This window comes from Undibacterium sp. Ji50W (assembly GCF_049340445.1).
In the GTDB taxonomy this organism is placed as follows: domain Bacteria; phylum Pseudomonadota; class Gammaproteobacteria; order Burkholderiales; family Burkholderiaceae_D; genus Undibacterium.
Genome location: NZ_JBMPOX010000009.1, coordinates 91354 through 106866, shown reverse-complemented (window position 1 = coordinate 106866; position 15513 = coordinate 91354). Strand labels below are relative to the sequence as shown.

Annotated in this window: 11 protein-coding genes, 2 tRNA genes and 1 riboswitch; of the genes, 3 read left to right on the top strand and 10 right to left on the bottom strand. The window is 48.4% G+C overall.

The window, feature by feature from the left end; translation table 11 throughout:
• Nucleotides 1-267 precede the first annotated feature (267 nt).
• Nucleotides 268-367, top strand: a riboswitch (TPP riboswitch).
• 67 nt (nt 368-434) lie between these two features.
• Nucleotides 435-2555, top strand: coding sequence for a TonB-dependent siderophore receptor (locus ACO0K9_RS14810; RefSeq protein WP_422986182.1), 2121 nt, complete (start codon nt 435-437; stop codon nt 2553-2555).
• 168 nt (nt 2556-2723) lie between these two features.
• A complete protein-coding gene (locus ACO0K9_RS14805; protein WP_422986180.1) occupies nt 2724-3230 on the top strand; it encodes a hypothetical protein in 507 nt (168 codons plus the stop codon).
• 108 nt (nt 3231-3338) lie between these two features.
• On the opposite strand, the gene ACO0K9_RS14800 is transcribed toward ACO0K9_RS14805, so the two are convergent.
• From ACO0K9_RS14800 to ACO0K9_RS14760, 9 genes are all read right to left on the bottom strand, one after another.
• Nucleotides 3339-4796, bottom strand: a complete 1458-nt coding sequence (locus ACO0K9_RS14800) for a Ppx/GppA family phosphatase (RefSeq protein WP_422986178.1) — start codon at nt 4794-4796, stop codon at nt 3339-3341.
• Nucleotides 4797-4909: 113 nt separating this feature from the next.
• The gene (locus ACO0K9_RS14795; protein WP_422986176.1) at nt 4910-5782 is read right to left on the bottom strand and encodes a class I SAM-dependent methyltransferase; all 873 of its coding nucleotides are present in this window, start codon (nt 5780-5782) and stop codon (nt 4910-4912) included.
• An 876-nt stretch (nt 5783-6658) separates the two neighbouring features.
• Nucleotides 6659-9916 (bottom strand): Eco57I restriction-modification methylase domain-containing protein, encoded by a 3258-nt coding sequence (locus ACO0K9_RS14790; protein ID WP_422986174.1) that lies wholly within the window; start codon nt 9914-9916, stop codon nt 6659-6661.
• A gap of 480 nt (nt 9917-10396) precedes the next feature.
• Nucleotides 10397-10472 (bottom strand) — tRNA-Lys (locus ACO0K9_RS14785).
• A gap of 55 nt (nt 10473-10527) precedes the next feature.
• Nucleotides 10528-10603 (bottom strand) — tRNA-Lys (locus ACO0K9_RS14780).
• 68 nt (nt 10604-10671) lie between these two features.
• On the bottom strand, nt 10672-11433 hold the full coding sequence (ybgF, locus tag ACO0K9_RS14775) for a tol-pal system protein YbgF (protein ID WP_422986172.1): 762 nt from the start codon (nt 11431-11433) through the stop codon (nt 10672-10674).
• A 103-nt stretch (nt 11434-11536) separates the two neighbouring features.
• Nucleotides 11537-12067 (bottom strand): peptidoglycan-associated lipoprotein Pal, encoded by a 531-nt coding sequence (gene pal / locus ACO0K9_RS14770; protein WP_422986170.1) that lies wholly within the window; start codon nt 12065-12067, stop codon nt 11537-11539.
• Between the two features lie 43 nt (nt 12068-12110).
• Nucleotides 12111-13397, bottom strand: coding sequence for a Tol-Pal system beta propeller repeat protein TolB (tolB, locus tag ACO0K9_RS14765; RefSeq protein WP_422986168.1), 1287 nt, complete (start codon nt 13395-13397; stop codon nt 12111-12113).
• Nucleotides 13398-13403: 6 nt separating this feature from the next.
• The gene (locus ACO0K9_RS14760) at nt 13404-14270 is read right to left on the bottom strand and encodes a TonB C-terminal domain-containing protein (protein ID WP_422986166.1); all 867 of its coding nucleotides are present in this window, start codon (nt 14268-14270) and stop codon (nt 13404-13406) included.
• 265 nt (nt 14271-14535) lie between these two features.
• On the opposite strand from ACO0K9_RS14760, the gene ACO0K9_RS14755 reads away from it, so the two are divergent.
• The gene (locus tag ACO0K9_RS14755) at nt 14536-14934 is read left to right on the top strand and encodes a VOC family protein (protein WP_422986164.1); all 399 of its coding nucleotides are present in this window, start codon (nt 14536-14538) and stop codon (nt 14932-14934) included.
• 81 nt (nt 14935-15015) lie between these two features.
• Here ACO0K9_RS14755 and ACO0K9_RS14750 read toward each other — a convergent pair whose 3' ends face one another.
• Nucleotides 15016-15513, bottom strand: coding sequence for a lipocalin-like domain-containing protein (locus ACO0K9_RS14750; protein WP_422986162.1), 498 nt, complete (start codon nt 15511-15513; stop codon nt 15016-15018).

The following is a 15513-nucleotide window of genomic DNA, read 5'->3' as shown; positions in this document are numbered from 1 at the left end:
ATTATACATGCAGTTGTTTCAACAACTATTTAGGATAGGACTTACGCAAAATTGTTCCAGCAAGGTGCGGCGACGAAGACAGACGAATGTACGCGGCTCCTAGGAGAGGAGCTGCAACGCAGCTGTGGCGGTTTTGCGTAAGTCCTAAAGGAATTTTCCTTGATAACATTGAGATTCCGCTAGTGTAGTGTTGCAGCACTACACTAGACACCAAACCACTGTTCAAGTCACGTTACAAGTCTTGTACCCGCTTTCATGGTAAAGTAGGGGCTTCGCTAGGGGTCCTGGAAGCAAATGTTTCCGGGTGAGAGAGTCCCTTCTACCTGATCTGGATAATGCCAGCGAAGGGAAGCGCAAAGTCCCGTCCTTCCGTTTCTTTGTTTGCTCCCGCGCTGCCATCCACAACGCATTAAAGCGCAAATAAAGAGCACACCATGTCTGAACCATCATTTCGTCCTGCCCTGTTGGCATTTTCCATTGCACAGGCATTTGCATTATTACCCCAGGCACAGGCCCAGACTACAGAAAAACCCCTGCCTGAAGTCGTGGTAACGGGCAACAAGACATCCGAAGGCAAAGCAGAACGCAGCAAGGCATCCGGTTTTATCGAAACGGCTTTGGTCGATACCCCTTTTTCGGTAAATGTGATAACCAGTAGCCAGATGCAGGATTTGCGCGTGCGCCAGACCACGGATGCGATGAAATTCGATGCCAGCGTGAATGACGCCTACAATGCCATTGGCTATGCCGAACAATTCTCGATACGCGGTTTTGCCCTCGACAATTCATCCAGCTACCGCAAGGATGGTTTCGCCATTCCAGGTGATGCCTCCATCCCGCTGGAAAATAAGGAACGCATAGAAATACTCAAGGGCATCGCCGGTTTCCAGGCTGGCTTTGCAACGCCGGGCGGCATCATCAACTATGTGACCAAACGCCCGACCAGTGCACCGTTGCGTTCCGTCAATCTGGAAATCAGTGAACGTGGCACGCTGTATGGCGCAGCAGATATTAGCGATAATTCCAGCGACCGCCAGTTTGGTATCCGCATCAATGCCGCCGGTGAACGTTTGCGTTCGTATGTCAAAGGTGCGGATGGCGAACGCCAGTTTGTATCCGCCGCATTTGACTGGCATATCACACCACAGGCACTGCTACAGATCGATGCTGACTATCAACATAAATCGCAGTTGTCGGTTCCCGGTTTTCAATTATTCAATGGCACAGATTTGCCACGCGGCGTGCCAGCAGACCTGATGCTGAATGCGCAGCCCTGGGCCAAACCGGTGGATACCCGCAACAGCAATCTGGGCTTGCGTTTTGAATACCAGATCAACCAGGACTGGCAAGCCAGCCTGTCTGCCAACAAGCATGAATTCAAACGTGATGATTACACGGCCTTCCCTTATGGCTGTGGCGCAGCGAATCTTTACCCCGGCTATTGCGCAAATGGTGACTATGATGTGTATGACTACCAGAGCGTGAATGAATCCAAATCACAGTGGGGTACACAAGCACAACTGAATGGTAAATTCAGTCTTGGTGGTATGCAGCATGAGCTGGCTGTCGGCCTCAGCAATTCACAACGTAAAGATTATTTTGGTGACTACGTGTATGACTATGTGGGCAGCAGTAATTTGTTACGCCCTGTTGCAGTAGCACCATCCACCAATAAAACCGGCCCGGTTTTATTGCGTCGTACTGACAAGGAATGGTCTGCCTTTGTACAAGATATCATCAGCCTGCAAGACAATCTGAAACTGCATCTGGGTCTGCGTCGCTTGAATATTTCACGCACTCAGTTGGATAATCCTGGCTATGACCAGAACAAGTTCCTGTCGACGGCAGCGCTGGTATTCAAACCTGTGCAACAAGTTTCTGTCTACGGCAGTTTTGCTCAAGGCCTGGAGCATGGCGGCATTGCCCCTTTCGGTACCAGCAATGAAAACAAAATGCTGAACCCGGGCAAATCCACACAAGTTGAATTCGGTGTGAAGGCAGATGTACAGCGTGACCTGAGCCTGTCTGCAGCCATCTTCCGCATCAAGAAGCCGCTGGAATATACCAATAGCAGCAATACCTATGTCAGCAATGGTGAAGCCCTGCATACAGGTGTGGAACTCTCGGCACAAGGCAGGCTGACATCACAACTGAATCTGGGAGCCAGCCTGACTGCCCTTGATGCCAAACAGCAAAACACCGGCATCAGCAGCCTGGACGACAAGCGCGTCATGAATGTGCCGCGCTTCAAATCTACTGTCTATGCCGATTATGCTGTAGCTGAAATCAAGGGTTTGAATGTGAATGCAAGCTGGCAATATGCCAGCAGCAAGGTATTCAGCCCGGATAATAGTGTGACCGTGCCCGGTTACCATGTCGTCAATCTGGGGGCTCGCTATGCGACACAAATCGGTAATACGGCAACGGCCCTGCGCTTTAATATCGACAATGCGCTGAACAAGTTTTACTGGCGCGATGTGACCCAGTCACTGGGTGGTTATTTATTCCCTGGTGCGCCACGTACTTACAAAGTGTCAGCACAATTCGATTTCTGATACAGCTTACCCGATGCAAAAAGCGATGCCAGATTGATCTGGCATCGCTTTTTTATTGCCCTTGGTATTACCCTTGGTACTGATATTCAATACTTTGCAAGCAATGCGTGCCTCCGCACGCAGACTATGTCATCCTGAGCCTGACATTTCCAATGTGGAGTAGGCATGATGAACACATTCAAGTATATTTTTGCTATCGCAAGCGCCTTGCTGGTCAATCTTGCGAGTGCGGAAGAAGTTTTAAAATGCCATGCCAGTTTTCCCGACTTTGGTAATGGCAAGCATCAGTTTGAAATACAAATCGACAAATTGACCGATGGAGCACTGGCAGGGAAAATTGATGGCAAGGCAGTCAATCAAGACATCAGGATGAAAGTGTATGCTGTATCCAGCGATCTTGACTATGACACCGATCCGAATTCAGCAGCCCATGGCAAACTCAATGAGGCGGAAGTCTCGCTTATCCATATCTACAAATTGCAACACAACCCGTATTTGGGAAACCGGCCTATCATTTCATTCCCGTTAGAAGCAGTCAGCAAGATCCACTTTTATGACCTGCTGGGCGGGAAACCAAACAAGTTTGGCGGCACGGTATTATTTGAAGCCTATGATCAATCCGGCAAATTATTGGGACGCGTATTCAGGTCACTGATGGTGGCCGATTGCATTTGATAGCATTTGATAGCATGTGACAGCATTTGATATGGCTTTGACACAATGGCATCCTTGCCCGGACAAAATCACAGGGCAAGGAATTGCCAGTATGGCTGACGAAAAAATTTACACATTCGCCCTGACCAGGAAATCTATCCCGATCTCACGCCAGGCTTCAATTTCTTTTTGCAACCAGTAAGCCACTGTTGGGTGAACACTGACCCAGTCGCGTTTCATTTCCAGTTCAACCCTGCCCTTCATTTTCAGACGCACATCTTCAAAATCAATCTCTGCACGTGAATGCATGAGCATGACCGACAGTCGCAGGGCCAATACTGCCTTGGCAAAATCTACGTCTGCCAGGCCATCACCGATCTTGCGCAGATTGCCTTTCTGACTCAGGATCAGCTTGCTCATCACCCTTTGTTCACGCGTGGTAAAACCTGCCATATCGGCATTTTCTATCATGTAAGCGCCATGCTTGTGATAGCCGGTATGCGATATCACCATGCCGACCTCATGCAGTATCGCACTCCATTGCAACAGGCGCGCATAGGTTTCCGACGCAGGTTTCAATTGCTGGTAGAGCGACTTCGCCATATCCGCCACCCGGTTGGCACGCGACACATCGCTGTGGAATAACTTGGCCACTGTTTGCACCGATAGCTCACGACGGTCACGCTTGGTGGCACGCAGGTATAAATCCCACATCACCCCCATGCGCAGACCGGCTTCTACCGGCAGCAAGATAGCGATATTGAATTCCATCATCAAGCCTATCAGGATGGCCAGGCCACCCACCACCATAGCTACCCGTTCAGGTTTGATACCGCTTAATTCCAGTTGCGCTATTTGCCCGGTCTGTACGCAATATTGCTTGAGCAGATTGAGGTTTTTCAGCGTCAGTGTGCCATCACCCAGACCACCTTTGCTGATGGCATCTGAAATTGCCCGCATGGTGCCGGAAGACCCATAGGCTTTGCGCCAATGCTGAGGCTGGTAAGGTGGTGCCGCATCTTCAAACATCGAACGGGCAGACAAGATCGCCGCTTCAAAAGCCGCATCTGTCAGGCGTCCATCCGGGAAGAAACTAGTACTATGCCTGACCGTACCAATGCTGAAGGATTCCACCTTGAGTATCTCATGACCATGCCCCAGTATCACCTCGGTAGAACCACCACCGATGTCGAGCACCAGCCGGCGTTCACCAGGAATCGCCACTGCATTCGAGACACCCATGTAGATCAGGCGGCCTTCTTCTTCGCCCGAAATCACTTCGATGGGGCAGCCTATCGCTGCTTCTGCCAGCGGCAATAATTGCGCGGCATTTTTTGCGATGCGTATAGTATTGGTAGCGACGACGCGCAGGTTTTCTACCGGATAGGTATCCAGGATTTCACGAAAACGGGCCAGGCAGGAAATAGCTTTTTGCATCGCCTCTGGCGTCAGGTTGCCATTCTTATCCAGGCCAGCGGCAAGACGTATGGGGTCGCGTGCACTTTTAACGACCTTAATGACATCGCCTTCATGTCGGGCGATGTGCATGCGAAAACTGTTGGAACCCAGATCAACGGCGGCCAGCATGTTTTCTATCCTTTATTGATGATAATGATGATTGAACTGAATTAAACATAAATGATATTAATCATTTTTTATGACCTGACGGTGACCAGCTTGCAACATGTCACAATAAGAGACTAATGCACAAAGAAACGTCTTTCCATGGCTTCCAGGCCCGTGGTTTTCAAGACTTCAGCCAGACGCTCTGCTGGTCGCCTTGCTGGCAGGTTTTTATATTCAGCCACGATCAATTCGTTTTTCATGGAATGTTCCCATCCTACCAGTTCCGTGACCCGGACCTGGTAACCGTGCGCTTCCAGTTGCAGGCAACGCAGCACATTGGTGATCTGGCTGCCAAATTCACGCGTATGGATAGGGTGACGCCACATTTCCGACAGTGGATTATTCCGCACTGCCTCGCCCTTGTCCTTGCGCAGTTCGGCCGCCACTTCAGCCTGGCAACAAGGCACCAGCACCATGAACTGCGCCTTCTTCTTCAGCGCAAACTGGATGGCATCATCGGTTGCGGTATCACAGGCATGCAAGGCAGTGACAATATCAATTTTTTCAGGCAAGGCATCCGAGCTAATCGAATCGGCAACCGACAGATTCAGGAAAGACATGCCAGGAAAATCCAGCCTTTGCGCCAACTCGGTCGAACGCTGCACCAGTTCATCCCTGGTCTCTATGCCATAAATCCTGGCCTTGCTTTGCGCCTGCGCCGATTTAAAAAACAGGTCATACAAAATAAAACCCAGGTAAGACTTGCCGGCACCATGGTCCACCAGGCTGATGTCTGCATGGTCCTGCTGCAGTTTCAGCAGCAAAGGTTCAATGAACTGATACAGGTGGTACACCTGCTTGAGCTTGCGACGGCTATCCTGATTCATCTTGCCGTCACGTGTCAGTATATGCAGCTCTTTCAGCAATTCCAGAGACTGACCAGGACGTATTTCATGCTTCTCTTGTTTCTCTTGCATTTCTGCCACTTTACTACCTGTCTTTTTCATGATGATCTACTCGCATCTTATACTTCTTATACATCCCACATAGGGGCATGATAATTCCACAGCCCGCACAAGAAAACCCGACAGCCTGCGCCATCTGTCGATCATGGCACGTGGATACTGAAGCTGTCGATGATGTAACAACATTTTTAATGGATGGGCAGCACTCTTCACACCGCAGCCATTGCTTCAGTATTACAGATATCTGCGCAGGAAAACAAAAAAGGACTCAGGTATGACACCTGAGTCCTTTGTTTTGGTAGGCCGTGCGGGATTCGAACCTGCGACCAACGGATTAAAAGTCCGCGCTGCTATCCCTATATAAACCACGTCCAGCCACGGTTTAAATAAAAACTGTGGGGAATATTTAAACGTATTCTATCCTATTTCTTGCCCCTTGTGTTCAGTTTCAACCTCGAAATATTCCCCACAGTTTTAAGGTAAATCCATGTAACACCTTCATTTGCAAACTTGCACATCATGCATATACTGGTTACTAGCAACCAATTTTCAAAGAAGATACCAATAGTTACCAATGGTTGCCAATCTACTTTTTCATCCTTTTTTTATGCAAACTAACCCGACGCAACTTTCCAATAGCCATGTTGCCCGTATCGTCATGATGAGTGTTCAGAACCTCCGTAAAACATACATCAACAAATGAAAACTGAGTGTAAGCAAAGACGCTCGTTGAATGCCATATATAGACCTTTCCGAATGCCTCAGGGTTTTTCCTGACAGGTTCAAGGTTAGCAAAGAATCGGAACCAGTTGGCAACCAAAATACGCAAATTGGAGACAACCAAGTTGCCAATAGTTTCCATGAGTTGTCAAAGAAAACCCGTTTACAACGATGCCCCACTGGAGAGATTTCTATCTCTTAGCTTCGATGCGCTATTTCTGCCAGAATGAGTTTTTCAGCTGCAAGGCGAACTTTGCTGACAATTTTGGCTCTTTTAGTTGAATCATGTTGGGTGTGTGCCTGCTTCACCAACTTACCTAGTTCAATATGATCTATATTATTTTGATCGAAATTCGGCAAACTAACATGCTTGAAAATATCGCCCATATTGGTGGACACATTGTGTGCTTCGATCATCTCTTTGACTATCTCAGCATGCAGTAAACCACAAAGAAAATAGGCTGGTTCTGGTTTTACAAAGTCAGCGAAATACAGTTTGTGATCTGGCACGTACGTACGTGCTCCAAATGCTGGAACCATATGAGTTGAAATTACCGCTGCACTGAAATCACCAGTCATCTCTGCCCAAATAACTTTGTATGGTGCGAACGTATAATCGCCCACATTGTAGATAGAAAAGAAAGGTGCATTCTTCATTCTAGTCTTATAGGTGGAACGAGATTCCAAGAATGACTTGTAGGCTTTAAAAAATTTAAACGTCTTCGGGTTTGTGTTTGTATTGAATGTATCTGCGGCTAGTTCAAGTTCGGCTTTATTAATTCCTTTATTCGGGACAAACGTGTATAGATTATCTTCGGAGAGAAAATAACAGGCATGCAGATCACCTGCCCCTTTAGCAAGTGGATATAAACTCTCAGCCTCTACCCAAAAATCACGAGCATTTCCGAGTTCGGTTTTTCCTTCATGTGGACGTGTTCGTACCTTAACAGTGCCATCGGCCTCATTAGAGTCAATGATTTCAACGAAATAGACACCATTCAGATCGGTTGTAATTCCCTTTCTGCCATTTACCCAAGTAGAAGGCCCGAAGAGTGTTTTGCATGCTTCAAAATGCCCTGGCTTCATAATTGCCCACGGTGCTCCTTCCATCGTTTCAGAAACAGGGGTTGCCTCCATTCTGACAATATCCACTATATCAAGTACATCACCTAAATGTAGCCGTGGGTGTATTGCTTTCGAACGCTGTGTTTTGCCACCACGACCCATTTTCGGCTTGCCAGAAAGATCTACTTTTTGCTTGCCCATCCAAACGCGATAATCTAACGGATATTTGGCAATACCACCTTCTTGCTTAGTGAACATCACGATGGCGGTTTTGTTTGCCGCATCTGGAAATGGCTTCAATTCCTTCATATCATCAATGGACAGAGGGACGAGACGATCTGTCGCATTGAGACGGAAGCGCCGAAACCCTTGCGACGAGGGTGATTGAAATACGGTCTGGGTAATCACAAAAATCAAACGTCCATTTTCTATCAACCACTTGTCAGCGGTCGTGTAGGTTATGATCGCTGAAATATCCAGTTCATTACCACCATGGAATTTGGTGTCTGAAAAAATGTCATATTTTTCGCATGTTGGTTTCGCTCGATTTCGATATGCCTCTGGGAGATTTGACCATCGTACCCATGGTGGATTTCCCACGATTGCATCGAATTGTCCTGCTGTTGCCGACCAGAAAAAATTGCGCACGATTCGGAACCAAATACCGTTCCAATTCTGGCGGTGAAGATCAAGAACCTGATCGTACGTTATTTTCAGATTTTCGCCCCATTCTGCTGATTGGTTTGCAGTCAGGATTGATGCGCGCACCAATTTTGCAGCTACCACCGAATATTCACTATCGTTCTCGACTTCAGTTCCCATGAGTTGAAACACTTGGTCGAGTAGGATGCGGTCTCTCGCTAGATCAGCAGGTAAGATGACTTTCAGGTTTGCTTTTTCGCTTCCGATACTGTATTCGATGACTTTCTGGTCGCCATCTGGATTTGGCGCAGGTGAATAAACAGCATCGGCCAGCAGCACCGGAATTTCGATATCTTTGCCTTTGCATTGCTGCAACAGGTCTGCAATCGCAATCAAGAAATTGACGCGGGATGACTGAACGGCCAAAGGATTGAGATCGAAGCCCCATACGGTACTTGTGAGCATTTCCAATGTACGAGTGGCGTCCCAGTTAGCTCCCCGTGCAGCACGACGTTTTTGTTCTATGGCTTCTAACAAAAATGATCCAGATCCGCACGTCGGATCAAGCACGCGGGCGACAAGCCATTTTTCGCTGTCGTAGCCCAGTTTTGCAACGGAATGTTCGACTAACCAATCTGGCGTATAGAATTCACCAAGACTTTTCCGTAATTCTTCAGGCACAAGATCTTGGTAGAAATCGCGTAGCACGTCGCGTGAACGGCCTGTTTTCTTGATCGTATCGAATCGGTAAACGGAGAGTTGCGCCATGAGCACGCGAATAGCTTGGCACAAAGCCACGCGAATTGATTTTTTGCTTGTCGCGTCCAAATACCAACTAAATATCGCCTCTTCGACAAAGCCATGCAAGCCAACGGCATTAAAAAAACCTCCATTCTCAATGTCAGCCAAAAGCGCTGCAATCATGGCCTCGTCTTTTTCAAGGGCCAATAGCTCGTGTATGAGTGATGTACTCGAACCCATGCCATGAGCAGCAACTATTTCGGCCGCAATCAATTTCATTAGCAATGAGTGGAAGCTGTGCGTAACGAAAAGTTTTGCAGGGAGATCTATCTCTTCTTGGCCAGAAAAATCGAAACCCAGTGAACCGTTTATTTTTTTACGTTGTTGAATACTGAGGTCGGCAGCCTGCCCGTAAAGTGCTACCCATTCCTCGAAGAGCATTTTGATTTTTCGATTTCCAGCAGTTGGACTCAAAGCATCTGCAAGGGCATCAGATAACTCCTGCATAAACTCGCGTCCAGTCTGTGAGTCATGACCGAAATCTTCGGCCAAGTTCTCAGCAGTAATAGCACGACGAAAATTCGCCTTGAGCGCATCCACCACCATTTGAAAGGAAATAGGCGAGAACGGTATAAGCGGTTGGTGGATGATCTTGCCATCCTGAACCTGTGCAAACGAAATATGGTCGCCATCTATGGCCACACCGATGTAGTCCTTCTCGTCCAGTCCTTCTACTCCAGCGAGATGCTGTATATACTTTAAAAGTCGGCCTTCAGTTGCTTCGATAAACTTTGGACTCTTCTCGCTACCCTTGAAGAGCGAAGGGGCTTTAAATTCAATAATGACATTGTTGTAGCTGGAATCGCGCTTTGCTCTTTCCGCGTCGAGATCCATTTGTAATGCTTCTTCAAGTCCCTTCATCCACGCATGGCGTACTTCCTCTTCATTTGACCACTGATTTTTGCGGCGGTTGATGAGGCTATAGCCTTTTTTTGTGTGGTCGTCCATTCAGTATTTCTCTCTGCTTAGGTTGGTGCTCAAAGTATCATATTTCATAGTGAATTTGTCAGAATATAGGCAACACGTCTTATAAAACAAATTCACTGTTACATCATTAGTCTGTATTAGTTCAGCATCTGTATGTTGCCAGAATTCTATTTCTTCCATCCGATTTGTCAAAGAAAAAGCCCTCAACGTTACGCATGTATATTGCTGACAAATACAACATCATAGATGTGTCTAGTAGACAGCGTCCCATCTATCTTTGTAGCCATGAAAAATGACGGCAATTCTGACAGAAAAATAGACAATCTGGCCGTATATTTTCCTATCGTCGCATCACGCTAAAGTAGCAGAATAACCAAATTGATATACAACTCGGGGAACGGCGACAAAAAAATATTCCCCAATTGGGGAATATTTTCATATATGGGCGCAAAAAAGGGTTACACGCCGAAGCGGGTAACCCTGTTCTGTACTACTATATTTTGGTAGGCCGTGCGGGATTCGAACCTGCGACCAACGGATTAAAAGTCCGCTGCTCTACCAGCTGAGCTAACGACCCAAAACTGCTAAAAAAGATAAAGACTTAGTAATGTGACCTAAGTCTTTGGTATTCGTGGTAGGCCGTGCGGGATTCGAACCTGCGACCAACGGATTAAAAGTCCGCTGCTCTACCAGCTGAGCTAACGACCCGAAGACCGAGATTATAGTATGTTCCCAGTACCCTGTCAACGCTGCTGGCAGATTATCGCCCGTTGCGACTACTTCATGGCAGACAAACGATTCTTGGCGGCTTGTGCGGCTTCTGTCTCAGGATACTGGGCAATCAGGCTTTCCAGCACTTTCTTGGCGGCGGCTTTTTCTTTCAGCTCCATATGGCAAGATGCGATATTGAGCATGGCTTCCGGTGCTTTTGGATGATCGGGATAGGTCTTCACCAGTTGCTGCATGGCTGCAATGGTATTGCGGAAATCACGTTGCGTGTAATACGAATTACCCAACCAGTACTGGGCAGAACCGGCATACGCCGATTGCGGATAATTCACCAGGAAACTGGAAAATGCGTTTGCTGCATTTTTATAATCTGCCCCCTTGAACAGGGTCATGGCAGCATCAAAGGAGCGCTGCTCGTTGGGATCCACAGTCGCTTCCTTGCCATCCACCGTCGTGCGCTTGGGTTCAAGCTTGCGTACGCGGTTGTCCAGATCGACATAAAAATCCTGCTGGCGGCGCTGGGTATTGGCGAGGTCATTGCTCAGCACTTCAATTTGTCCGCGCAGTTTGGCAATTTCTGCCCGCAACTGTTCATTTTCATTCGCCAGTTCAAGCGCCGTGCTTTTGTCTGCCTTGGTTTCCAGTTTGGAATCCAGCTTGTTGCTCACGGCATCGACCTTGTTGCGCAGATCCAGTATGGCCTTGCGCGCTTCGTCGTCGTCAAAAATGCCGGCTGACGCGACAGAAGGTGCCAGTGCAATGGCGAAAGCCGCTGCAATAAAAGAAGTGCGTATGGAATTGAGTTTCATGGCGATCTGCAAAAAAATGGAAGCACGCCGGAACAGCTAAGGCAGCTATCCGGCGTTGAACGCAAATGAAGACCGGACGCTGTCAGGTCTTCAGGCACGAAGATTACTTGTAGAGGATGTCTGAACGACGGTTTTCAGCCCAGGAAGCTTCGTCGCTGCCAGTTGCTTTTGGCTTTTCCTTGCCCAAAGAAACGGCTTCGATTTGCGCTTCTGGTACACCCAACAGGCTCAGGGCTTTACGTACTGCTTCAGCACGTTTTTGGCCGAGTGCCAGATTGTATTCACGACCGCCGCGTTCATCGGTATTACCTTGAATCAGGATGCCACGATTTTTATTGGCGACCAAAAACTTGGCATGCGCTTCGATAACTGGTTTGAATTCATCTTTGACGGTATAGCTATCGTAGTCAAAATACACGCTACGTTTTGCCAGTGCACCTTGTGTCAACGGATCAACTGTCGTTGTCACTGTCTTGACGGCATTCGGGTCAGCCTGGTTGTTCTGGGTAGTGGTAACTGGTTTATCTTCCACTTTTGCTTTTTCTTCCAGCGGCACTTTGGAAGCGCAGGCTGTCATCAGAACAATGCTGGAAATCAGCATGGCCAGAGTCTTGGATTGGGATGTGAAACGCATTTTCTCTCCTGATTAAATAAATGAACACCGAAATAAATACGGCTTATTTCATGAAAGGACCCCAGGTGGGCTCCCGAATATCTCCGGCCTGAACCGTCAATTTTTGCTTCACCTTGCCATCTACCGATACCACAGCGAGCGAGCCGCGACGGCCTGACTCTGTGGCATACATGATATAACGGCCATTGGGTGAAAAACTCGGTGACTCGTCTTTGGTGGTGTCGGACAATCGTTGCTCCTGACCACTGGCCAAATCCATGACATATAACTGGAATTTGCCATCACGACGTGAAATATAAGCCAAAGTCTTGCCATCCGGGGATATTCTTGGTGTGATATTGTAAGTGCCGCTAAAAGTCACCCTTTTTGCTTCGCCACCTGCCGTGCTGATGCGATAAATCTGCGGGCCGCCACTACGGTCACTCAGGAAGTAAATCGACTGCCCATCAGCAGAAAATTGCGGCTCGGTATCAATGCCGGAGCTGCTGGTCAGCTTTTGCAGATTGCTGCCATTCGCACTAACGGTAAAAATCTGGGTCTGACCGTCACGCGACAGCGCCACCGCCAGTTTGCTGCCATCAGCCGACCAGGAAGGTGCAGAATTGCTGCCTTTAAAGTTGGCAATGATGGAGCGCTCACCAGTAATCAGGTTTTGTACCCAGATGACGGGCTTGCGTGATTCAAAAGAAACATAGGCCACCTTGGTGCCATCTGGTGACCATGAAGGTGAAATGATGGGTTCGGCAGAACGCAGGGCTACCTTGGTGCTTTCGCCATCGGCATCGGCGATTTCCAGACGGTATTCAGAGCCTGCCTTGGTGACATAGGCGATGCGGGTTGAAAATACACCACGCACACCCGTCAGTTTTTCATAAATATCGTCGGCAATACGATGGGCTGTCAGGCGGATATTACCCGGTGGCGCGGATACCGAAAAGCCAGCCAGGGCAGCCGATTTCAGGGTATCAAACAATTTATAGCGGACATCAAAACGCCCATCACTCAGGCTTTGGACGCTACCCACGACCAGGGCATCGGCCCCTTTGGATTTCCAGTCACCAAAATTAATAACGGAATTTTCATTCAGCACGATATTGGTATCAATCAGCCGGAAATAACCACTGCGGGTAAGATCATCCCTGATGATACTGGTCACCTGCTGGGGTGTCAGCGCTTCATCGGTAAAACCGGCAATGGCAATGGGGATCTGGTTGGAACCGACGCCAGACACTTCAACCCTGATCTGTGCGTGCACAGGTGCCAGAACGCTCAAACTACCTACTGCGGCCAGGACAGCGGAGACCGCAATTTTCTTCAACATGGACATCATTGGTATTTATTCTTCCTTCATACGATAGACCAGCTCCAGGCTGGGAGGTACTTCGCCTGACTTGTCGCGGGGGAAAGGTGCAGACTTTTCTATGCCTTTTGCCACCGCCTCATCAAAGCCGGGTATCCCCGATGATTTAAGTTTGCGTATTGCACCACGGAGTGAACCATCTGGCAATAGGTCAATACGATATTCGACTGTAGGATTACCGGCCGTGCTGTCAATTGCACTGAAATTGGTGTTGGAACGAACCTTGGCAGCAATTTTTGCAATATAACTGGGGTCGCCGCGATTATTCCCTGTCGATTTGGCAACAACACCTGAGCCGCCGCTACCCGTATTGGCGGCCTGATTCGTCATGCGCTGCATTTGTTCTTTAAACAATTTATCGCTGGCAAGCTTATCCTTGGCCTGCTGTTTCTTTTTATCCGCATCTTCCAGCGCCAGTTTTTCAGCCTTGCGCTTTTGCTCGGCCAGTTTTTCCTGTTGCTCTTCCTTGCGTTTTTTCTCAGCCAGTTCGCGTTGCAGTTCTTCTTCTTTTTTCTTTTCCAGCGACTTGCGCTTTTTTTCCTGGGCGATTGCGATTTCCGGGTCTTCCTGCCTGACTTCTTCTTTCACAGGAACCGGTTCTATGGGTTTTTCGACAACCGGTGGTGGGTCCGGCTGGATAACAGGCTTGGGCGCCGCTTCACGGGTGGTCAGATCCCACACTTCGGCCTCAACCGCTGTGCTTTCCTTGTTTTGCCAGCGTATGCCTATCCACAGAAAGCCGATCAAAAGAATATGCACGAGTGCAGCCAATACGATGGACCGTAATTGACCTGACTGATGCCGGTGATAACCTGGATACGCTTGCTGGGAAACCTGATTCATAGACGATGAGACTTCATTTGCCTGACTTGGTTCCGGGAATTGTTTGCCATATCAGTAACAAAGTGCCAATCAAATTGTTGTAACAGCTGAAATTATAAACTGCAAAGTGAGATTCTCCCCAAGACTTGACAAGTTCATTCGTAACAAAAAATTATTCATGTAGAATTTGACCATCATTTGCGCTCATTTTGCGGCATCTCAACCCACGCAGGCACCTCACTAGGACTTACGCAACCGGGGCTGTTTTGCGTAATTTATGTACATTATGTCCAGCTTACCCCTAGCTATTCCAGGCGCAGTCATTTATGCAAAGAATCTGACCGGGCTACGTCATTTTTATGCTCAAATCACGCATTGTGACGTAAGCCAGGCCGACGCCACGTATGCAATTCTTACGTTGGCCCAGTTCCAGTTAGTGATACACGCCATACCGCGTCATATTGCCGAGAGCATTAACATCAAAACCCCGCCTGAACGCAGGGGAGATACCGCCATCAAATTGATCTTGCCCGTTACAGATATCAGCCAGGCACGGCAAACCGCAGCCCGCCTGGGTGGGCAAATTGATGCGCCTGAACGTGAATGGGAATTCCAGCATTGCCGCATCTGCGACGGCCATGACCCAGAAGGCAATGTATTTCAAGTCAGGGCAACTTTACCCTGATAAGGGAAATAAAAAATCTGACCGGGTGCAGCCATGCGCCCCCCCGAATTGGCGGGGCAGGACAGGTCAGCCAGGACAGCTTCAGGTCAGCCGTTTCAAACGGCGCAGATACTGACCAGGCGTGCCCACATTCAGGTAATCATGCCCGTCGAACAGGAAGCTACGTTTTTGCACGGTAGCAGTGTAAGCCCGCATGACATCAGAAAACACATTCATGACTATGGTGCCGCCCAGATGCGGATGGTTATTATCCATCTCCACCGTATAGGTACCAAAGTAGGCGTAGGGGCTGGCTGTGGCAAAGCTGTCGATCAGCAGTGAATGCGGCACATCCCATGGCTTGGTCGGTGTCAGCCATGCTGGCTGTGGCGCACCGCTGAAGGGGTCCGCCGGTATCGCCAGTGGCGGATTTTGTGAAATCATCAGACTGAAATGTCCACTTTTGTCATACACCCAGTAGCCAGCGGATGGATGACCCCAGGGGTAGGTTTTCTTGGTCGGGTCACTCGGATCATCGCCTATATCCCAGGCTTCTACCATTTCCCAGGTACCGATAATGGATTGTGCATTCAGACTCAT